The 20,875-nt window shown below is 64.3% G+C and carries 17 protein-coding genes; 8 read left to right on the forward strand and 9 right to left on the reverse strand.

Features of this window, described 5'->3' with window-relative positions; translation table 11 throughout:
* Positions 1-26 precede the first annotated feature (26 nt).
* Genes ACVWYQ_RS36785 through ACVWYQ_RS36795 form a run of 3 tightly spaced genes read left to right on the forward strand, consistent with a single transcriptional unit; the run spans position 27 to position 2,179 of the window.
* Positions 27-815 carry an enoyl-CoA hydratase/isomerase gene (locus tag ACVWYQ_RS36785; protein WP_404542540.1) on the forward strand — a complete coding sequence of 263 codons (789 nt, stop codon included), beginning with the start codon at positions 27-29 and terminating at the stop codon, positions 813-815.
* Positions 812-1,798, forward strand: a complete 987-nt coding sequence (locus ACVWYQ_RS36790; RefSeq protein ID WP_404542537.1) for a phosphotransferase family protein — start codon at positions 812-814, stop codon at positions 1,796-1,798. Before ACVWYQ_RS36785 ends, ACVWYQ_RS36790 begins: the two co-directional genes overlap by 4 nt.
* Before the next feature lie 3 nt (positions 1,799-1,801).
* The gene (locus ACVWYQ_RS36795; protein ID WP_157281234.1) at positions 1,802-2,179 is read left to right on the forward strand and encodes a DUF6285 domain-containing protein; all 378 of its coding nucleotides are present in this window, start codon (positions 1,802-1,804) and stop codon (positions 2,177-2,179) included.
* A 253-nt stretch (positions 2,180-2,432) separates the two neighbouring features.
* Here ACVWYQ_RS36795 and ACVWYQ_RS36800 read toward each other — a convergent pair whose 3' ends face one another.
* On the reverse strand, positions 2,433-3,212 hold the full coding sequence (locus tag ACVWYQ_RS36800) for an enoyl-CoA hydratase-related protein (RefSeq protein WP_271545327.1): 780 nt from the start codon (positions 3,210-3,212) through the stop codon (positions 2,433-2,435).
* 210 nt (positions 3,213-3,422) lie between these two features.
* Here ACVWYQ_RS36800 and ACVWYQ_RS36805 point away from each other — a divergent pair, with 210 nt between their 5' ends.
* On the forward strand, positions 3,423-4,697 hold the full coding sequence (locus tag ACVWYQ_RS36805; RefSeq protein ID WP_404542535.1) for an acyl-CoA dehydrogenase family protein: 1,275 nt from the start codon (positions 3,423-3,425) through the stop codon (positions 4,695-4,697).
* Between the two features lie 127 nt (positions 4,698-4,824).
* Here ACVWYQ_RS36805 and ACVWYQ_RS36810 read toward each other — a convergent pair whose 3' ends face one another.
* Positions 4,825-6,402 carry a fatty acid--CoA ligase gene (locus ACVWYQ_RS36810; RefSeq protein WP_404542533.1) on the reverse strand — a complete coding sequence of 526 codons (1,578 nt, stop codon included), beginning with the start codon at positions 6,400-6,402 and terminating at the stop codon, positions 4,825-4,827.
* Between the two features lie 260 nt (positions 6,403-6,662).
* The gene (locus ACVWYQ_RS36815) at positions 6,663-7,535 is read right to left on the reverse strand and encodes an SDR family oxidoreductase (protein ID WP_157281243.1); all 873 of its coding nucleotides are present in this window, start codon (positions 7,533-7,535) and stop codon (positions 6,663-6,665) included.
* A gap of 116 nt (positions 7,536-7,651) precedes the next feature.
* Here ACVWYQ_RS36815 and ACVWYQ_RS36820 point away from each other — a divergent pair, with 116 nt between their 5' ends.
* From ACVWYQ_RS36820 to ACVWYQ_RS36830, 3 genes are all read left to right on the forward strand, one after another.
* A complete protein-coding gene (locus ACVWYQ_RS36820; protein WP_404652623.1) occupies positions 7,652-8,461 on the forward strand; it encodes a crotonase/enoyl-CoA hydratase family protein in 810 nt (269 codons plus the stop codon).
* 140 nt (positions 8,462-8,601) lie between these two features.
* Positions 8,602-10,146, forward strand: a complete 1,545-nt coding sequence (locus tag ACVWYQ_RS36825) for an acyl-CoA synthetase (protein ID WP_456727068.1) — start codon at positions 8,602-8,604, stop codon at positions 10,144-10,146.
* Between the two features lie 257 nt (positions 10,147-10,403).
* Positions 10,404-10,808, forward strand: a complete 405-nt coding sequence (locus tag ACVWYQ_RS36830; RefSeq protein ID WP_404542528.1) for a YccF domain-containing protein — start codon at positions 10,404-10,406, stop codon at positions 10,806-10,808.
* 70 nt (positions 10,809-10,878) lie between these two features.
* Here ACVWYQ_RS36830 and ACVWYQ_RS36835 read toward each other — a convergent pair whose 3' ends face one another.
* From ACVWYQ_RS36835 to ACVWYQ_RS36845, 3 genes are all read right to left on the reverse strand, one after another.
* Positions 10,879-12,303 (reverse strand): TRAP transporter large permease, encoded by a 1,425-nt coding sequence (locus tag ACVWYQ_RS36835; protein WP_145627859.1) that lies wholly within the window; start codon positions 12,301-12,303, stop codon positions 10,879-10,881.
* Positions 12,300-12,863, reverse strand: a complete 564-nt coding sequence (locus ACVWYQ_RS36840; RefSeq protein WP_271545321.1) for a TRAP transporter small permease subunit — start codon at positions 12,861-12,863, stop codon at positions 12,300-12,302. Before ACVWYQ_RS36840 ends, ACVWYQ_RS36835 begins: the two co-directional genes overlap by 4 nt.
* A gap of 93 nt (positions 12,864-12,956) precedes the next feature.
* Positions 12,957-14,063 carry a TRAP transporter substrate-binding protein gene (locus tag ACVWYQ_RS36845; protein WP_271545320.1) on the reverse strand — a complete coding sequence of 369 codons (1,107 nt, stop codon included), beginning with the start codon at positions 14,061-14,063 and terminating at the stop codon, positions 12,957-12,959.
* Between the two features lie 1,221 nt (positions 14,064-15,284).
* Between ACVWYQ_RS36845 and ppc the strand changes: the two genes are divergently transcribed.
* The gene (gene ppc, locus ACVWYQ_RS36850) at positions 15,285-18,083 is read left to right on the forward strand and encodes a phosphoenolpyruvate carboxylase (RefSeq protein ID WP_404542526.1); all 2,799 of its coding nucleotides are present in this window, start codon (positions 15,285-15,287) and stop codon (positions 18,081-18,083) included.
* A gap of 70 nt (positions 18,084-18,153) precedes the next feature.
* Here ppc and ACVWYQ_RS36855 read toward each other — a convergent pair whose 3' ends face one another.
* From ACVWYQ_RS36855 to ACVWYQ_RS36865, 3 genes are all read right to left on the reverse strand, one after another.
* Positions 18,154-19,068 (reverse strand): SDR family NAD(P)-dependent oxidoreductase, encoded by a 915-nt coding sequence (locus ACVWYQ_RS36855; RefSeq protein WP_109144458.1) that lies wholly within the window; start codon positions 19,066-19,068, stop codon positions 18,154-18,156.
* Positions 19,069-19,255: 187 nt separating this feature from the next.
* The gene (locus tag ACVWYQ_RS36860; protein WP_275496593.1) at positions 19,256-20,395 is read right to left on the reverse strand and encodes a thiolase C-terminal domain-containing protein; all 1,140 of its coding nucleotides are present in this window, start codon (positions 20,393-20,395) and stop codon (positions 19,256-19,258) included.
* Between the two features lie 4 nt (positions 20,396-20,399).
* Complete coding sequence (locus ACVWYQ_RS36865) at positions 20,400-20,813, reverse strand: Zn-ribbon domain-containing OB-fold protein (protein WP_275496592.1); 414 nt, start codon at positions 20,811-20,813, stop codon at positions 20,400-20,402.
* Positions 20,814-20,875: the final 62 nt, after the last annotated feature.

Genomic DNA, 20,875 nt, shown 5'->3' on the forward strand with positions numbered 1-20,875 from the left:
CGCGGGCCGCAACCGATGAGGAAACCATGCAGTTCAAACACGTCACGCTCGATTTCGATGGCTCGGTCGCGATCCTCAAGCTCGACCATCAGGAGGTGATGAACGCGGTCTCCGTCGACATGCTGGGCGGTCTTTCCGAGGCGCTCGATGCGATCGAGGAGAAGAAGGACGCGGTGCGCTGCGTGGTGCTGACCGGTGCGGGGCGGGCGTTCTGCACGGGCGCCAATCTGCAAGGCCGCAACAACCAGGCGAAGAAGACCAAGGCCGGCCTGACGCTGGAGACCGGCTTTCATCCCTTCCTGCGCCGCATCCGCAACCTGCATTGCCCCATCGTCACCGCGGTCAATGGCCCGGCCGCCGGCGCCGGCATGAGCTTCGCGCTGCTCGGCGACATGATCCTATGCGCGCGCTCGTCCTATTTCCTGCAGGCCTTCCGCCGCATCGGCCTCGTGCCGGATTGCGGCTCGACCTGGCTGTTGCCGCGCCTTGTCGGACGCGCGCGCTCGATCGAATTGTCGCTGATGGGCGAGCGGCTGCCGGCCGAGAAGGCGCTGGAATGGGGCCTTGTCAACCGCGTCTATGATGACGGCGTCTTGATGGAGGAAGCGATGAAGCTGGCGCGCGATCTCGCCAGTGGGCCGACGGTGGCGCTGTCGCTGATCCGCAAGCTCTATTGGGACAGCCCGGAAAATTCCTTCGAGGATCAGCTCAATCTCGAATTCCAGTGCCAGCTCCGCGCCGGCGACACCGCGGATTTCCGCGAGGGCGTCGGAGCGTTCCTCGAGAAGCGGCCCGCGCAGTTCAAGGGCAAATGATCGAGGCGGCGCTTTCACGCAGCGTCCGGCGCTGGTGCGAAGGGGCGACCGGCGCGACCTCTGCGGCAAAGCTCTCCGGCGGCGCCAGCCAGGAAACCTGGCGCTTCGACATCACCCATCCCGACGGGCCGATCGGCGCGATCTTGCGCCGCTCGCCAAAGGGCTATGGCGCCGCGCCGACCCGTGCGGCCGGTCTTGGCGCGGAAGCGCAGCTGATGCAACTCGCCTATGAGGCCGGCGTGCCGTCGCCGCGCGTCCTGCATGTGCTAGTGCCGGAGGACGATCTCGGCACCGGCTTCATCATGCAGCGGGTCGAGGGCGAGACCATCGCGCGCAAGATTCTTCGTGATGAGGAGTTTGCTGCGGCGCGACCCATTCTGGCGCGGCAGATCGGCGGCATTCTCGCAGGTCTGCATCGGCTGCCGCAGGACAAATTGCCTGCGTTGCGCAGCAGGGGCGCGAGCCAGGAGATCGCCGAGTTCGAGCGCGACTATCGCAGCCTGAACTGGCCCAAGCCCGTGTTCGAGCTGGCGCTGCGCTGGCTGCGCGATCACGATCCCGGCCCGGCGGCCGAGACCACGCTGGTGCACGGCGATTTCCGCAACGGCAATCTCATCATCGGCGCCGACGGCGTTCGCGCGGTACTGGACTGGGAGCTCGCCCATCTCGGCGATCCCATGGAGGACCTTGGCTGGGTCTGCGTCAATTCCTGGCGTTTCGGCGAGATCGACAAGCCCGTCGGCGGTTTTGGCACGCGCGAGGAGCTGTTCGCCGGCTATGAGGCGGCAGGCCGCAAGGTCGATCCGGACCGCGTCAAGTTCTGGGAGGTGATGGGCACGCTGCGCTGGGGCATCATGTGCGGCGGCATGATGCAGCGCTTTCGCGAGGGACCCGACCATTCCATGGAGCGCGCCATGATCGGCCGCCGCGCCAGCGAGACCGAGATCGATCTGTTGCGGCTTTTGGCGCCGCGCGGGAGCTGACACATGCAGGACGAGCCGACCCCGATCGAGCTGACCAAGGCAGTCGCCGATTTCCTCCGCAGCGACATCACGCCGCTGATCTCCGGCCACCAAGCCTTCAAGCTGCGCGTTGCCATCAACATCCTCGACCTCGTCACGCGCCAGCTGACGCAGGAGGAGGGGAGTGATGCGAGAGAGATCGAGCGCCTGCGCACGCTGCTCGGCGTCGACGGTTCGGTGACGGAGCTCAACCGCGCGCTCGCCGAGCGGATCGCCAGGGGAGAAGTCGATCTCGCGACTCCCGGTCTCGCCGAGCATCTCTGGGCGACCACGATGGACAAGCTTGCGGTCGATCAGCCGAACTACGCATCGTACAAGCGCGAGCTGGGGCGGGGCGGATAGCTCTTTCCCCGTCATCGCGAGGAGCCCTTGCGACGAAGCAATCCAGACTGTCTCTGCTGGGCAGCCTGGATTGCTTCGCTACGCTCGCAACGACAGTGTTGAGAGAGGGAGCGCTCCTCTCTCCTCCGTCATTCCGGGGCGTCGCGAAGCGACGAACCCGGAATCCGTTCATCCGCACGTTCTGTCGCTCGATGGATTCCGGGCTCGCGCCTGTCGGCGCGCCCCGGAATGACGAGTTGGGGAGACTCGTTTCCTACTTCCCCACCCATTTCGGCGGGCGCTTCTCGGAAAACGCCTTCGGGCCCTCGATGTAATCCTGCGAGGCGACCATCGCCTGCACGGCCGGATAATCCCGCTGCTCCGCGATCGCCTGCTCCAGCGACGCGCCAAGCCCCTTCTGGATCGCCTGCTTCGAGGCCCGGATCGACATCGGCGAATTCTTGGCGATCATCTCTGCCCAGCGCAGCGCGGCCGCGAGCGCCTCGCCCTGCGGCACCACCTCGTTGACGAAGCCGAGCTCGAGCCCCTCCTTGGCGCTGACATGGCGCGCGGTGAGGATCATGCCCATGGCGCGCTTCAGCCCGATCTGCCGCGGCAGCCGATGCAGGCCGCCGGCGAGCGCGGCAAGGCCGACGCGCGGCTCGGGCAGGGCGAAGGTCGCGTTCTCCGCGGCGATGATGAGGTCGCAGGCGAGCGCGATCTCGAAGCCGCCGCCCATGGCGACGCCGTTCACGGCGGCGATGATCGGCTTGTCGCAGTCGAAGCGTGAGGTGAGGCCGGCGAAGCCGCCCTTGTCCCAGCCGCGTTTTCCCCCCGCTGCCTGCCACTTCAGATCGTTGCCGGCGCAGAACGCCTTATCGCCGCTGCCCGTGACGATCGCGATCCACTGCTCGGGATCTCCCGAGAAATCGTCAAACACCTTCTGAAGCTCGAAATGCGCATCGGTGTGCAGCGCGTTGTAGACCTCGGGCCGCGACAGCGTCACGATCGTAATCGGCCCCTTGCGTTCCACCTTTGAGAATTTCAGCTCCATCGCGCGCTCCCGGATTTCTTTCGAAGGAATATTGGCGCCATACTACCGTGCGGGTGCGCCAGAGCACCATCGAATTGCGCGGGCGCGCCTTGCGCTCCTCACATCTCGGCTTGCTTGACTTGCACGCGCTCTTCTCACCTTAATCGCACCAAGCAAGAATGCGCCCAGCGCCTTAACGCAAAACGATAAAATCAATCCGGGAGAGAACCTGTGGATTTCTCATTGCCTGCCGATCTCGTTGCCTATCTCGGAGAGCTCGACCGCTTCATCGAACGCGAGATCAAGCCGCTGGAACAGGCCGACGACAACATCCGCTTCTTCGACCATCGCCGCGAATGGGCGCGCACCGATTTCGAGAATGGCGGCCTGCCGCGCCATGAATGGGAGGCCTTGCTGCGCAACGCCAAGGATCTCGCGGACGCCGCCGGGCATCTGCGCTTTCCGGTGCCGAAGCAATATGGCGGCAAGGACGGCTCCAATCTCTGGATGGCCGTGATCCGCGAGCATTTTGCCGCCAAAGGCCTCGGTCTGCATAACGACCTCCAGAACGAGCACTCCATCGTCGGCAACTTCCCCGTCGTCACCATGCTCGACCGCTACGGCCGCGACGACCAGAAGGCGATGATCGACGGCTCCATTAAGGGCAAGTACCGCATCACCTTTGGCCTGACCGAGCCGCATCACGGTTCGGACGCCACCCACATGGAGACGCGCGCGGTGCCCGCGACCCGCGACAACGTCAAGGGCTGGATCATCAACGGCGAGAAGATGTGGACGACAGGCATGCACGTCGCCACGCACTGCGCGCTGTTCGCGCGCACCAGCGGCAACGATGGCGATGCCCGCGGCATCACCTGCTTCCTGGTGCCGTCCAAGAGTCCCGGCGTCAAGGTCGAGGAGTACATGTGGACCTTCAACATGCCGACCGACCATCCGCGCGTCAGCTTCACCGACGTCTTCGTGCCGGAGGATGCGCTGTTCGGCGAGGTCGGCCGCGGCCTGTCGCTCGCTCAATGCTTCGTGCACCAGAACCGCATTCGCCAGGCGGCAAGCTCGCTCGGCGCCGCGGTCTACTGCATCAACGAGAGTGTGAAATACGCGCGTGAGCGCAAGCCGTTCGGCAAGGCGCTGGCCGAAAACCAGGCGATCCAGTTCCCGCTGGTCGAGCTTGCGACGCAAGCCGAGATGCTGCGCCTCTTGATCCGCAAGACCGCCTGGGAAATGGACCAGCTCAACGAGGAGCAAATCGAGCGCACGCTCTCCGACCGGGTCTCGATGTGCAACTACTGGGCAAACCGCCTCTGCTGCGAGGCCGCCGACCGCGCCATGCAGGTCCATGGCGGCATGGGCTATTCACGCCACAAGCCGTTCGAGCACATCTATCGCCACCACCGGCGCTACCGCATCACCGAAGGCAGCGAGGAGATCCAGATGCGGAAGGTGGCGGGGTTCTTATTCGGCTATATGGGGCCGGGGAAGCATTAGAGGCTCGCAATGCTCTGGTAGGGTGGGCAAAGCGAAGCGTGCCCACCACCTCTATCCGCAAGCATCAAGCGTAGAGAGATGGTGGGCACGGCGCTTTGCGCCTTTGCCCACCCTACGGCACCGCGGATCAATTCACCCGCCGATCCTTCCCCGCCCAATACGGCTCGCGCAATTGCCTGCGCAAAATCTTGCCGCTCGGATTCCGCGGCAGCGCCGGCAAAAACTCCACGCTCTTCGGCGTCTTGTAGCCGGCGATGCGGGTCCGGGTGAAGTTGATGATGTCGGTCGCGGTCGCCTGCTTGCCCGGCTTCATCACCACCATCGCCTTCACTGCTTCGCCCCATTTCTCGTCGGGCACGCCGATCACGGCGGCTTCGGCGACGTCAGGATGATCGCACAGCGCGCTCTCGACCTCGGCGGGGTAGATGTTCTCGCCGCCGGAGATGATCATGTCCTTGATGCGGTCGTGGATGTAGAGATAGCCGTCCTCGTCCATGTAGCCGGCATCGCCGGTGCGCAGCCAGCCGTCGCTGCGCAGCGTGGATGCGGTCGCCTCCGGCAGGTTCCAGTAGCCCGCCATGTTGGAGCCCGAGCGCGTTGCGATTTCGCCGACCTGCCGCGGCGGCAGCGGCTTGCCGTCCACGTCCAGAATCGCGATCTCCACGCCCGGCAGCGCCTTGCCGGCCGAGCGCATCCGCTCCAGCCCCTCGACGTGATCCTCCGGCGGCAGCGCGACGATGGTGCCGGTGGTCTCGGTCATGCCGTACAATTGCACGAAGCCGCATTTGAAGACGTCGATGCATTCCTTCAGCAGCGCTGCGGGGATCGGCGAGGCGCCGTACAGCATGTATTTTAGCCGCGAGAAGTCGACCGTCCTGGCGCGCGGCTGCCGCACCACGAATTGCATCGCCGCCGGCACCATGAACAGTTTTGTGATGCCCGACTGCTCGAAGAAGTCCAAAACCTTGGTCGGGTCGAACTCGCGTGCGATCACCCCGCGGGCGCCGTGATAGAGTCCCATCACACCCCAGCCGGAGCCACCGATATGGAACACCGGCATGGCCACCAACGACACGTCGTCGGTCGACCACCGGTTCCACTCCGGCTTGTCCTCGGCGTTGCCTGATTGCACCAGGTTGAGGAAGTTGGCATGCGACAACATCGCGCCCTTCGGCTTGCCCGTCGTGCCCGACGTGTAGAGCTGGATCGCGATGTCGCGGGTGTCGATCGGCACCTTCGGATCATCGCCGCTCTGCGCATCGCGCCATGCCGTAAAATCCGGCCATTCCGGCGCGCCGCCCTCGGTGGTGATGATGGTGCGGACGCTTGGTATCTGATCCCTGATCTGGCGGACGAGCGTGATGAACTCCGGTCCCACGAAAAGCACCGGCGCGTTGCAATCTGAAACGATGAAGGCGACCTCGGGCCCTGCTAGCCGCCAGTTCACCGGCGCCATCACGACGCCACCCTTCATCGCGCCCATCAGGAGCTCGAAATAGATGTCGCTGTTCTTGCCGAGATAGGCGATGCGGTCGCCCTTCTTCACGCCCATTGCGAGGAGCGCGTTCGCGACCTTGTTGGTCTTGGCGTCGAACTCGGCGAAGCTGGTGGTGCGGCCCTCGAATTCATAGGCAATAGCGCTGCCGCGGCTCTTCGCACGCTCGCGCACCATGTCGGCGAGGTTCGCCAATGGCTGTGTGGACATGTTTCTCCCGCAGGCGTTTGTTTTTATGCCGGGGAGTGTGGCGTCATCCGCGGGTGAAGACAAGATGGGACAAGATCGGCTGCGGTTTCATGTCCCGGACGCTGCGCAGCACGGAGTGATGCGCTGCAGAGCCGGGACCCAGCATGCTGCAATGTGCGTTGAGAGAGTTGGGCCCCGGCTCAGCAGCGCACCACGTCGCACCGGACGATGCTTCGCATCGCCGGGGACGCGCTGCGCTTCGTCCGGGGCACGGAAAAGCGTCACCCCCGCTTCGCGCGGTCCTTCTCGTTCTGCGCCATGATGCTCTCGCGCGCGGTCTTCCAGTCGTCGTCGCTCCAGTCGCGGAGCTGGTAGAAGTTGCCGCCCATGGCGAGCGCCTGGGCGCCGTCCATGGCGATGGTCTCGCCGTTGATCCAGTCGCAGCCGCCGGAGATCAGGAACACGGCCACGTTCTGCAGTTCCTCCATGGTGCCGACCCGGCCCATCGGGTTCATCGCCTTGGTGCGCGCGCCGGCTTCGTCACCGGGCTTGATGCGCTTGCTCATGCCCTCGGTCGGGATCTCGCCCGGGGCGATGGTGTTGAGGCGGATGCCGTGTCGTCCCCATTCGGTGGCAAGCGACATCGTCATGGCGTGGATCGCCGACTTGCTCATCGCCGAGGGCACCACGTAAGGCGAGCCGTTGCGCACCCAGGTCGTGGTGATCGAGACGACGTTGCCGGGCTGCTTCAACGCGATCCAGCGCTTGCCGACCGCATGGGTCACGTAGAACGTGCCGTGCATGACGATGTTGGCGACCGCATCGAAGCCGCGCGGCGAGAGCTCCTCGGTTCGCGAGATGAAATTGCCGGCCGCATTGTTGATGAGATCGGTGAGGGGGCCATCGCGGAAGATGGTCTCGATCATCTCCTCGACCGCGAGCGCGTTGCGGATGTCGACGCCGTGGCTGGTGACGCGGCCGCCGTAGAGATCCATCAGCTCGGTTGCGGTCTCGTCGCACACGATCTTGCGCCGACCGCAAATGTGCACCTCGGCGCCGAGCTGGAGAAACCGCGCCGCCATCGACTTGCCGAGACCGGTGCCGCCGCCGGTCACGAGGATGCGCCGGCTGGCCAGAAGATTTTCCTTGAACATGGCTGTTTCCTCTGTCGCGATTGTCAGTTAATTGGTCGATTGACTAAATCCGGCCGCCGGCGTCCTGTAAAGCGGCACTGAACAAGAACAGGCAAGAACTAGGGGAGAATTCGTCCATGGACGACCGCGTCTCGATCTCGATCTCGGAAGGCGTCGCCGATGTGCGCCTGGTGCGCGCCGACAAGATGAACGCGCTGGATCAGCCCATGTTCGAGGCCCTCGTCGCCGCAACCGACCGGCTGTCGAAGGAGAAGAGCGTGCGCGCCGTCGTGCTCTCGGGCGAAGGCCGCGCCTTCTGCGCCGGGCTGGACATGGGGCGTTTTGCCGCTATGAAGGAGAAGGGCGGCAACGGAATTCCGGGTGGCGAAAATCGCGATCTCACGGTGCGCACCTATGGCAAGGCCAACTTCGCGCAACAGGCGGTGTGGGGCTGGCGCCAGCTACCGATGCCTGTGATCGCGGCCGTGCACGGCGTCGCCTTCGGTGGCGGCTTCCAGCTCTCGCTCGGTGCCGACATGCGCTTTCTCAGCTCGGATGCGCGCATGTCGATCATGGAGATCAAATGGGGCCTCGTGCCCGACATGGCTGGCACGCCGATCCTGGCCTCGCTGGTGCGCGACGACATCCTGCGCGATCTCACCTACACCGGGCGGATCTTCTCGGCGCAGGAGGCGCTGGCTTACGGCCTCGCCACGCGCATCTGCGACGATCCGCGCGCTGCGGCGCTTGAGGTCGCGCGCGAGATCGCAGGGAAAAGCCCCGATGCGATCCGCGCGGCCAAGCGGATGCTGAACAATCTCTCGGTCGATCCGGGCCCGGCGCTGCTCGCCGAATCCGTCGAGCAGCAGAAGCTGATCGGCAGCCCCAACCAGACCGAGGCGGTGCGCGCCAACCTGGAGAAGCGCGCGCCGAATTTTGCGGATTAGCTTTGGGTCATTCCGGGATCCGCCGTAGGCGCAGGCCCGGCATCCATCGAGCCGCATCGTTCGCTGTGAAATGGATTCCGGGTTCGATGCTGCGCATCGACCCGGAATGACGGCACAAACAACAACAAAGAAAAACAACAATGAGCCAAACCTCCCCCTTCCTCGGCATCGTCTCCGGCGAGCGCCGCCGCTCTCACGTCGAGGTCACTGAGCGCGCCGACCGCATCGCGGCCGGCCTCGCCAAGATCGGCGTCCGCCAGGGCGATAGCGTCTGCATGCTGATGCGCAACGACATCGCCTTCCTCGAAGCCGCCTATGCCGCGATGCGGCTGGGCGCCTATGGCGTGCCGATCAACTGGCACTTCAAGCCGGAGGAGATCAATTACATCCTGAAGGATTCCGGCACCGCGGTCCTGATCGCCCATGCCGACATGCTGCATGGCTTGCGCGATGCGATCCCGCATGGCGTCACCGTGCTCAGCGTGCCGACGCCGCCGGAAATCCGCTCCAACTACAAGATCGATCCGGGTCATCTGAAGACGCCGGACTTCGCGATCGATTTCGAAGCCTGGCTCGCGCAACACCCGCCCTATGACGGCCCGATCGTGCCGCAGCCCATGAACATGATCTACACGTCGGGCACGACAGGCCATCCCAAGGGCGTCCGCCGCAACGCGCCGACGCCGGAGCAGCAGGCTGCCGGTGAGCGCATGCGTGCGATGATCTATGGACTCAAGCCCGGCGCCCGCGCATTGCTGCCGGGGCCGCTCTATCATTCCGCGCCGAACTCGTTCGGCATCCGCGCCGGCAAGCTCGGCGGGGTGCTGGTGCTGATGCCGCGCTTCGAGGCGGAGGAATTTCTGCAGGCGATCGAGCGCTACAAGATCGATACCATCTTCATGGTGCCGACCATGTTCATCCGCCTGATGAAGCTGCCCGAGGAGGTGCGCAGGACGTACGACGTCTCCTCGCTGCGCCACGTCATCCATGCCGCCGCGCCGTGTCCGGCCGACGTCAAGCGTGCCATGATCGAATGGTGGGGGCCGGTGATCTACGAGTTCTACGGCTCGACCGAATCCAGCGCCGTGACCTTCGCGACCTCCGAGGATGCGCTGAAGAAGCCCGGCACCGTCGGCAAGATTTCGGCGGGCGCCGAGCTGCGCTTCATCGGCGACGACGGACGCGTACTCGGCGTCGGCGAGATCGGCGAGATCTATTCGCGCATGGCCGAGATGGCCGATTTCACCTATCACAACAAGCCGGAGAAGCGCGCCGAGATCGACCGCGACGGCTTCATCACCTCCGGCGACGTCGGCTATATCGATGAAGACGGCTACGTCTTCATCTGCGACCGCAAGCGTGACATGGTGATATCAGGGGGCGTCAACATCTACCCGGCCGAGATCGAATCCGTGCTGCATGCGGTGCCCGGCGTGCATGATTGCGCCGTGTTCGGCATCCCCGACGCCGAGTTCGGCGAGGCGCTGATGGCCGTGGTCGAGCCGCAACCCGGCGTCACGCTCGAGGCCACCGACGTTCGCGCGAGCCTGAAGACGCATCTGGCCGACTACAAGGTACCCAAGCACATCGAGATCCGCACTGGCCTGCCGCGCGAAGATTCCGGAAAAATCTTCAAACGCCGCCTGCGCGATCCCTATTGGGAGCAGGCGGGCCGGAAGATCTAGCCCTGCTTGATAGCCGTAGGGTGGGCAAAGCGTCCGCCGTCGCTCGAAGAGCGAAGGCGGAGGCGTGCCCACCAAGTTCGCTTCCGAAGGCAGTTCGTGGGCACGGCGCAAGGGCGCCTTTGCCCACCCTACGAGACTGCGGAGAGATCATCCCGGGTTATGCGGCGCTCCGGGCTTCACCTTGCGCGCCCTGAAGCGTCCTGGCGCGGACAAATTCCGAGCCTATATGAATGGGATCACCACCTCCGGATCGTCCCATGGCCCCCGTTTCCATCCTTCTCAACATCCTCTGGATCCTCATCGGCGGCGCCTGGATGACGTTCGGCTGGTTGATCGCCGCGATCGTCATGGCGATTACCATCATCGGCCTGCCCTGGGCGCGGGCGGCGTTCAACATCGCCGTCTACACGCTGCTGCCGTTCGGCTCGCGAGCAGTCAGCCGCTACGAGGTGACCGGTGTCGAGGATATCGGCACCGGCCCGCTCGGGGTGATCGGCAATATCATCTGGTTCGTGCTCGCCGGCTGGTGGCTGGCGCTCGGTCACCTCCTGACCGCGCTGGTCCTGGCCGTCACCATCATCGGCATCCCCTTCGCCTGGGCCCACCTCAAGCTCGCCGGCATCGCGCTCTGGCCGATCGGCAAGGTGATCGTGCCGGCTTAGGACGTTGCCTCAACGTCGTTCGGCGGCAGAGCGGAGCCGTGTGGCGCTGTCGCGGACTCAATCGCGCGGGCTACTTCTTTTTTGGTGTCAACCAGTCCTCGTCTTCCAGGGACGGTGCTTGTTTCTGCTGTTCCAGGATTTTTCTGTACTCCTCCGGGATCACCTGGCTGCGAGATGCTTCATGCAGCGTGTGCGGGAACCAGGTCGCAATGCCGGGGAAGGCAATCATCAGGCCAACGCAGATCACCTGCAGCACCATGAACTGGAACATGCCAGCGTAGATCGTTCCGAGACTCCAGCCCTTGACCACCTGCTTGAGATAGTACGCTGACATGGCGACGGGCGGCGACAGGAAGGCGGTCTGCAGCACCACCGCAACCAACGCTCCGAACCATATGAGGTCGATGCCCATGCCTTTCACGACAGGATAGAAGATCGGCAGAAACACCAGGATGATGGCCGGCCACTCAAACGGCCATCCCAGCAGGAAAATGAGAAGGAGCACGACAATCAGCATGAGGCTCGGCGGCAACTGCAGGCCGAGCATCGTCTCGGTGATCCAGTTCGCCGAGCCAAGGCGGGCGAACACCGCACCGAAAATGTTCGACGTGACCGCCAGCAGGAGGACCATGCTCGACGTCGCCATCGTCGAGATCAGCGCCCGTTGCAGTCCGCTGAGCGAGAACCTGCGATATGCGATGGCCAGGATCAGCGCGCCGACGCTGCCGATGCCGGCGGCCTCCGTCGGCGTCGCAAGCCCCCCGATGATCGAGCCGAGCGTCGCCGTGATGAGCCCGAGCAGCGGCAGCGTGCCGACGGCGACCTCGCGTGCAATGTATCCAGCGGAGTAGATCCGCTCATCCTTTGGCACTGGCGGCCCGAGCTTGGGATTGATGAAGGAGCGGCCCATCAGATAGATGATGTAGATGCCGGCCAGCAGAAAGCCCGGTCCGAAGGCTGCAGCATAGAGATCGGCGACCGAAACCCCGAGCACCGGCCCCATCACGATCAGCATGACCGACGGGGGAATGAGAATACCGAGCGTGCCGCCCGCCGTGATGGTGCCCGCTGAAAGCTTGGCATCATAGCCCGCCTTCGTCATGATCGGCGATGCCATGATGCCAAGAACGGTAACGGCTGCGCCGACGATGCCTGTCGCCATCGCGAACACGGTCGAGGTCAGGATGACGACGAGGAAGAGCGCGCCGCGCACCGGCGCAAGCAGCATGCGGAACGCCGTAAAAAGGCGCTCCATGAGTCCCGCCTGCTCGGTGATGAAGCCCATGAAGATGAACAGCGGTACGGCGGCGAGAAGTTCTTCCTTCATCATGCCGATGGTCTGGAAGTAACCAAGCTCGAAGACCGTCCCGCCCATGCCCCAGTAGCCGAACGAGAAGGCGAGAAACAGCAACGTGAACGAGATCGGCACACCGATGAAGATCGCGCCCAGCAGCACCAGCAGCATGATGAGGCCGATGAGCGCTTCTGCGGTCATATCTCGACTTTCTCCTTATGCTCCAGCTCGACGCCGGTGCGCGCCATGTAGATGCTCTTGATCAACTCGGACACGCCCTGGACCAGCAGCAGGAGGCAGGCGAGCGGCACGACGAATTTGAACGGCCACAGCACGGGCCGCCAGGGAGTCTGGTCCGAAGTCTCGTTGATCAGCCAGGCGTAGTGAAATTCGTTCCAGCTGATCAGGAACAGCATGATCAGGCTCGGGAAGAAGAAGACGACGTAGGAGATCGTATCGATCCAGCCCTTCCTACGGATCGAGAACTTCTCCCAGAAGAAGTCGGTACGGATATGAGCACCCTTGTGCAGCGCGTAAGCGGCGCCAAGCATGAAGAGCGAGCCGTACAGCATGTAGGTTGCGTCGTAGGCCCATATGGTCGGCGCGTTGAACAGGTAACGCGCTCCAACCTCGTAGGCGACGGCGAAAACCAGCGGCACCGAGAGCCACGAGATGATCGTGCCGGTCCGGTCGGTGAAGCCGTCGATCATCCTGATGATAGCCAGAAGCGCCGGTGGCTGCCCGCCTGTTATCTCAGCCATGCCTCGCTCCTGTCGCCGATCACTCGTGCGGCGCAAGCAGGCCGCCTGCGTGCGAATTGAGGGCGGTCAAATCGGCCGCCCTCGGAGGAAGTCCTATTTCTCGGTTGGGAAGTAGTAGTTCGCCATGAAGGAGTATGGCGGGAAGTAAGACCTCTTGTACGGCACCACAGCGCTGGCATACGCCTTCTGCGAGTCGTGCACCTTCTTGAAGAACGGGTTCTTGGCGCCCTCGGCCGCCGCGATCTCGTCCCACTTCTTGATGAAGGCCAGCAGGATCTCCGTCGGCGTGCGGAGGATCTGTACGCCGTGCTTCTGCTGCATCTCAATCAGCGCATCGGCGTTCTGGCGCTGCCACTTGGTCCACCAGACGAGGAATGTCTCGTTGGCCGCCGACTTGATGATCTCCTGATGTTGCGGGCTGAGCTCCTTCCACACATCGCCGTTGATCACGAGCTCGCCGACCGTCACGTTCTCATGCAAGCCGGGTGAATAGTGATACTTCCAGACATTGTGGAAGCCGAGCTGCATGTCCTCGATGCCACCGACCCATTCGGCGCAATCGATCACGCCGCGTTGCGCGGAGGGAATGATTTCTCCGCCCGGCATGTTGACCACCGTGAAGCCGAGCGCCTGCCACACTTCGCCGGCCATGCCGGTCTGGCGGCATTTCATGCCCTTCATGTCCTCGACCGTCTGGATCGGCTTCTTGAACCAGCCGAACGCCTGCGGCCCTGCAGGCAGGATTGGAAACACGACGAGGTTGAGCTTGAGCTCCTTCTGATAAAACTCGTTGTAAAGCTCGAGGCCGCCGCCGTGATAGAGCCAACCCATCACGTCCATGAAGTCCATGCCGAAGGTGCCGCCGGGACCGCCGGTGAACAGGATCGCGGTCTTGTTCTTGCCGGTCCAGTAGCCGGCCCACGCATGCGCTCCGTCGAGCACCTTCTTGTTGGTTGCGTCCAGCACCTCGAACGCCGGCACGACCTGGCCGGCGGGCATCGCCTCGATCTTCAGCGCGCCGGCTGACAGCTTGTTCACTCGGTCGACGAAATAGGTGAAGTTGTCATAGAGCGTGAGCGACGCCGGCCATGTGGCCTGCATCTTCAACACCTTCGTCTGCGCCATGACTGTTGTGGTGGATACGACAAACGCCGAAGCGATCAGGGCAACGGCGACCAACCCCAGAAACATGCGTTTCATGAGCTATCTCCTCCCTTGGACAACGTGACCGCGGCGAACTATTTTCTTCGTTGTTCTTGATCGCCAAGTCTTCAAACCACGTCTGTCATCATTCTGCCACCATCGCCGCAAGTTGTCATCTTGCTTTCTGGCCGCAGCAAGCGCTGGATTTGGACATGGGCGAGACGTCAGCTCTTTGACCCTTCGGCGACGAACCTCCATTCGTTTGTTGCGCTGGCTGTCGGTGGCAAACCAGACGCCGGGGGGCGCCTTTGGCTGCGGCCGGACGCGTCCAGGCGATGCGGCGCACACCATGCCTCGCGTTGCCCGACGGGCAAAACACGCCAATGCAGGTCAAGTGGCGGGAGTGCAAATATTCTGATTGACCGAATTCGCTGTTTCGGGTAAACCGCAGCACATCCCGGCTCGTCAAAGGGACGTTTCGCGATCGTCACGATACGTAGGCCGGGATGCGATGGACGCGGCAGCGCCGGCGCGTGACGGGATGGCAGGGCGGGCAAACCCGTGAGCCATCGCGATCCGCGGCACGACACGGTGTGGTCACAGCGTTGCTTTTCGGCATTGGGGGCGAGCACGCGCGAGCTTCCGACTGTCCGGGAGGGACGTTCGCGGACGGCAAAAGCGTGTGGTCCTGACGCCCGGGTTCTGTGCGTCAAGGCTTGCGGTGGTGAAGCGGCCCGACCGGGTGCGCGCATCAGTGATCCTCAAGGCAACGGGGGCAATAGTGCATCGCTCCCCGGGGAGAGCGCGCCATAAGCCGTAAAACCATTGCGCAGGGAAGGCCGGGATGTTCCGGCATCACCTGTGGTCACCCCGCGTGCGTCTTGTCGCGTGCGGACCTTGGGTGCCGGCTGGCGCCCGGCCTTCCCTGCGCCCTTACTTCTCGATGAGGGCGAAACGGACAGCAAAACTTCGGGCGCCTGCCCCGCGAGACCGCGAAGGCATGCTTATTATTCGACCAGCTATTTTCTCGCCCCGGACGCAGCGCAGTGCGCCGCACCTTCGCGGCGTGGTGCGCTGCCCATTGCGGCGATGTGCCTGAGGCTCCTGGGGCCCGGCTCTGCGCAGCAACGCTAAGGGGCGTTGCTGCTTGTCCGGGACACGAGATCGTCGCACTCCGATCCACGGTGCGTCGCCCCAACTTCATCTTGCACTGCGGTAGAAAAATATCGCACACTCCGTCGGACCGGGCCGCCAAGGGCGCGAGCAGGGGAGCGAGCCATGTCCCTCCAGACCGTACCATCCGACAGCACTGAGCAGCGCCCCAACCGCCCTGAGGATGTCCAGGCGATGGAGGCCGATGCCCGGCTGCGGGACGACATCCGCCTGCTCGGACGCATCCTCGGCGACACCGTGCGCGACCAGGAGGGGGCCGACGTGTTCGACCTGGTCGAGCGCATCCGCCAGACCTCGATCAGATTCCACCGCGACGAGGACCGGCTCGCCCGCCGCGAGCTCGAGCAGATCCTCGACAGCATGTCGACCTCCGAGACGGTGCGGATCGTCCGCGCCTTCAGCTATTTCTCGCACCTCGCCAACATCGCCGAGGACCAGAACAACATTCGACAGATGCGCGCGCGCGCGGCGGCCCAGAATGGCGGCTCCGGCGTGCTGGCGGAGACACTGGCGCACGCCAAGGCGGCGGGCATTGGTTCCGACCAGCTTCGCACCTTCTTCAAGACCGCGCTGGTCAGCCCGGTGCTGACCGCGCATCCGACCGAAGTTCGCCGCAAGAGCACCATGGACCGCGAGATGGAGATCGCAGCCCTGCTCGACCGCCGCGAGCGCGTCACCATGACCGAGGAGGAGGCGGCTGCCAGCGACGAGCAACTCCGCCGCGAGGTGCTGACGCTGTGGCAGACTAACCTGTTGCGCCGGACCAAGCTCACCGTGCTGGATGAGGTCGCCAACGGCCTGTCGTTCTACGACTACACCTTCCTGCGCGAGGTGCCGCGGCTCATCAACGCGCTGGAGGATCGGCTGGAGGAGGGCGGCGAGCAGGCGGCCGGCGAGCTCGCCTCGTTCCTGCGCATGGGCAGCTGGATCGGCGGCGACCGCGACGGCAACCCGTTCGTCACTGCCGACGTCATGCGCGGCACGCTGCGGCTGCAGTCGAGCCGGGTGATGCAGTTCTATCTGAACGAGCTGCACGTGCTCGGCGCGGAGCTGTCGATCGCAGCCCATCTCGCCGACGTCTCCGAGGAGCTGCGAACGCTTGCCGAGCGCTCGCCGGACACCTCGCCGCACCGGAGCGGCGAGCCCTATCGCCTCGCGGTATCAGGCATCTATGCCCGTCTCACCGCGACGGCTGAAAAGCTCGAAGTCGAGATCACGCGCCGGCCTGTCGGCAAAGCGGCGCCTTACGAGAGCGTGAGGGAGTTGCTGGCCGATCTCGACGTGCTGCATCGCTCGCTGATCTCCAACAACGCCCGCGTCATCGCCCGCGGTCGACTGCGGCTCTTGCGCCGCGCGGTGGATTGCTTCGGCTTTCACCTGGCCCGGCTCGACATCCGTCAGAACTCGGCCATCCACGAGCGCACCATCGCCGAGCTGATCGACGCCGCCAATCCCGGCATGTCCTATCTCGCGCTCGGCGAGGATGCCCGCATCTCGCTGCTGACCAACGAGCTACGCTCGACGCGCGCGCTGGTCTCGCCCTTCGTCAAATACAGCGACGAGACCATGGGCGAGCTCAACGTGTTCCATGCCGCCGCGGAAGCGCATGCGAAATTCGGCTCGGACGCCATTCCCCAATGCATCATCTCAATGTGCAAGGGCATGTCGGACATGCTCGAGGTCGCCGTGCTCCTGAAGGAGGTCGGCCTCGTCCATCCCTCCGGCCGCAGCGCCATCAACATCGTGCCGCTGTTCGAGACCATCGAAGACTTGCAGGCTTCGAGCAGCATCATGGACCGCATGCTGTCGTTGCACGATTACCGCCGGCTCGTCGACAGCCGCGGCAGCGTGCAGGAGGTCATGCTTGGGTACTCCGACAGCAACAAGGACGGCGGCTTCGTCACCTCGGGCTGGGAGCTCTACAAGGCCGAGATCGGCCTCGTCGAAGTGTTCGAGCGGCACCACGTGCGCTTACGCCTGTTCCACGGCCGCGGCGGCTCCGTGGGGCGCGGCGGCGGGCCGAGCTATGACGCCATCATCGCGCAGCCCGGCGGCGCGGTGAACGGCCAGATCCGCATCACCGAGCAGGGCGAGATCATCTCGTCGAAATATTCCAACGCCGAGGTCGGCCGCAACAATCTGGAGATCCTCGCCGCCGCGACGCTGGAGGCGAGTCTCCTGCATCCACGCCAGAGCGCGCCGCGCCGCGAATATCTGACCGCGATGGACGAACTCTCGAACCTCGCCTTCAAGGCCTATCGCGGCCTCGTCTACGAGACCGAAGGCTTCGTCGATTACTTCTGGTCGTCCACCGTCATCAACGAGATCGCCACGCTCAACATCGGCAGCCGTCCGGCCTCGCGCAAGAAGACCCGCGCGATTGAGGACCTCCGCGCGATTCCCTGGGTGTTCTCCTGGGCGCAATGCCGATTGATGCTACCGGGCTGGTACGGCTTCGGCAGCGCGGTCGAACAGTGGATCGCGGAGCATCCAGAGCAGGGCATGCCGTTCCTGAAAGAGCTCTACCAGGAATGGCCGTTCTTCCGCATGCTGCTGTCGAACATGGACATGGTGCTGGCGAAAAGCTCGATCGCGATTGCCTCGCGCTATGCCGAGCTGGTGCCGGACGAAGCCTTGCGTGAGAAGATCTTCGGCCGCATTCGCCGCGAATGGCATTCCTGCATCGAAACGCTGCTCGATATCATGGGCCAGGACCGATTGCTCCAGGGCAACCCGCTGCTGGAGCGCTCCGTCCGCCACCGCTTCCCCTATCTCGATCCGCTCAACCACGTGCAGGTCGAGCTCTTGAGAGAGCACCGCGCGCAGAACCCCGACGAGCAGGTGCTGCGCGGGATCCAGCTGACCATCAACGGCATCTCGGCGGGGTTGCGGAATACGGGGTAGGGCGAGTTGCAAATGGCGAGTAGCGAATAGAAACCCTATTCGCCATTCGCCACTCCCGATTCGCGCTACCTTACACCGGGTCCCAGGTGAAGATGTCGGCGGAGCGGTCGAGCTTGTAGAACGAGCCCTTCAGCGCCGGCATGCCGTGTTCGGCGATCGACTGCGGCGTCCAGCCTTCGCTCCGCTGCACCGAGCGGATCGGACGGTTCTGGCTGAACAGGAAGATCTCATTCATGCGCACGCCAAAGATCTGGCCGGTAACGTCCTTGGCGGAATCGCCGAGCAGGTAGCCGCAGAGCGGCGCGATCTTCTCCGGGCCCATCTGCTTGATCTTCTCGACGCGCGCCTTCTCGGCGTCGGTCTCGGTCGGGATGGTGCCGATCATGCGGGTCCAGGCGAACGGCGAGACGCAGTTGGAGCGGACGTTGAAGCGCCCCATGTCGAGCGCGATCGACTTCGACAGTCCGACGATGCCGAGCTTGGCCGCCGCGTAATTGGCTTGGCCGAAGTTGCCGATCAGGCCGGAGGTCGAGGTGAAGTGCACGAACGAGCCCGACTCCTGCTCGCGGAAGATGCGCGCTGCGGCGTGGCTGACGTAGAACGAGCCCATCAGATGCACCTTGATGACGGCCTCGAACGCTTCCACGCTCATCTTGTGGAAGATCATGTCGCGCAGGATGCCGGCATTGTTGACGACGCCGTCGAGCCGGCCGAAATGATCGGTTGCGGTCTTCACGATCTTGCTGGCGGGAATAGCTTCCGCGACGCTTTCGAAATTGGCGACGGCCGTGCCGCCGCGCTTCTTGATCTCCTCGACCACCTCCTCGGCGGGCGCCGCGTTCGCACCAGCGCCGTCGGCGGCTCCGCCGGGATCGTTGACGACGACCTTGGCGCCCTCGGCCGCGCACAGAAGCGCAATCTCGCGCCCGATACCGCGGCCTGCGCCGGTGACGATGATGACCTTGTCTTGCAGTGATTTGCTCATGTGGGTTCTCCGCTATGCGTTCCGGCGTTTCTTACCTCGCCCCGCTTGCGGGGAGAGGTCGGAGCGCATCGAAGATGCGATCCGGGTGAGGGGGTACAGGTCTCGCGGCCATCTCATCCGTGGAGAGAGGCCCCTCACCCCAGCCCTCTCCCCGCAAGAACGGGGAGAGGGAGAGGCGAGCAGCGGGTTACCTCTCGTTCGTGAACACGATCGTGCCACTCGCGGCGAACATGCCGCCGACACCGTGGCACACCGAAATCTTCGCGTTCGGCACCTGTGCCGGCGCGATGCCGCGCATCTGGCGCACGCTCTCCTGCAGCGCGTACATGCCGTACATGCCCGAGTGCATGTAGGACAGGCCGCCGCCATTGGTGTTGAGCGGCAGCTTGGCCCCAGGCCGCGTGTTGCCGTCGGCGATGAATTGGCCGGTCTCCTCATAGGGCATGAAGCCGAGATCGCCGAGGCCGAACAGCGGCAGATGCGCGAACGCATCGTAGATCATGAGATGGTCGACATCCCCGTGTGCGATGCCGGCCTCCTTGAAGGCGAGCGGCCCCGCGGTCTTGAAGGCACGCGAGGAGTTGAACGTCTCCATCTGGCTGACCATCGGCGTCTCGACGCTCTCGCCGGTGCCCATGATGTAGACCGGCTTGCGCGGAAAATCCCTGGCGCGGTCGGCCGAGGTCAGGATCAGCGCGCCGCCGCCGTCAGTGACGAGGCAGCACTGCAGAAGCCGGAACGGATAGGCGATCATGCGCGAGTTGAGGACGTCGGCGACCGTGATCGGCTCCTTCATCATCGCGCGCGGATTCTTCGCCGCCCACTCACGTTGCACCACCGCGACCGAAGCCAGCTGCTCGTGAGTGATGCCGTAGGTCTTCATGAAACGCAGCACGGGAATCGGGAACATGCTGGGCGGGCCATAGACGCCGAAAGGAGCCTCGAACTGGCCGTTGAGGCTGTCGGCCGGCGTCGAGCGCGGCAGTTTGCCGATCATCGACTTGCCGCTCTCGGCGTGGGTGATCAGCACCGTCTTGCACAGACCCGCCTCGATCGCCGCCGCGGCGTGGCGGACATGCAGCATGAAGGAGCAGCCGCCGACCGAGGTGCCGTCCACCCAGGTCGGCTTGATGCCGAGATAGTGGCAGACCTGCTGCGGCGTTTCGACCGCGGTGGCGAAGCCGTCGATGTCGGACAGCTTCAGCCCGGCATCGGCGATGGCGTTGAGCGCGGCATCCGCATGCAGCTGGAGCTGCGAGGCGTTGGGAATGACACCGAGCTCTGTGGTCTCGGCCGCGCCGACGACGGCAACCTGGTTCTTGCGCATGGCCTTACCCCTTCGCCGGGCGGAAGACGGGGAGGGTGATCTTGTCGTCGAGCTCCTGGAAGGCGACCTCGAGCTTCATGTCGAGTTCGAGCGCCTCGGGGGTCTGCGGGCAGTCGATGATGTTGCTCATCATCCGCGGGCCCTCGTCGAGCTCGACCACCGCGATGGCGTAAGGCGGCGTGAAGCCCGGCGCGGCCGGACGATGGTTGATCACGTAGCTGTAGAGAATGCCCTTGCCGCTCGCTTTGAAGATGCTGACCTTGCGCGAGGCGCAGGAGGGGCAGAACGGGCGCGGCGGGAAGTAGACATGGGCACAGGCATCGCAGCGCTGCAGGCGCAATTCGCCGGCCTTGGTGCCGTCCCAGAAGTGCTGGGTCTCCGGCGTCGGTTTCGGTCGCGCGCGCTGCGGTTCGGCCATGTTGGCGGCTCCTCCCAAGAGACTCCCGAGCGACAGGCCTCGCGCCCGCCGGTTTCGAACTT

The organism is Bradyrhizobium sp. USDA 3397 (assembly GCF_054060965.1).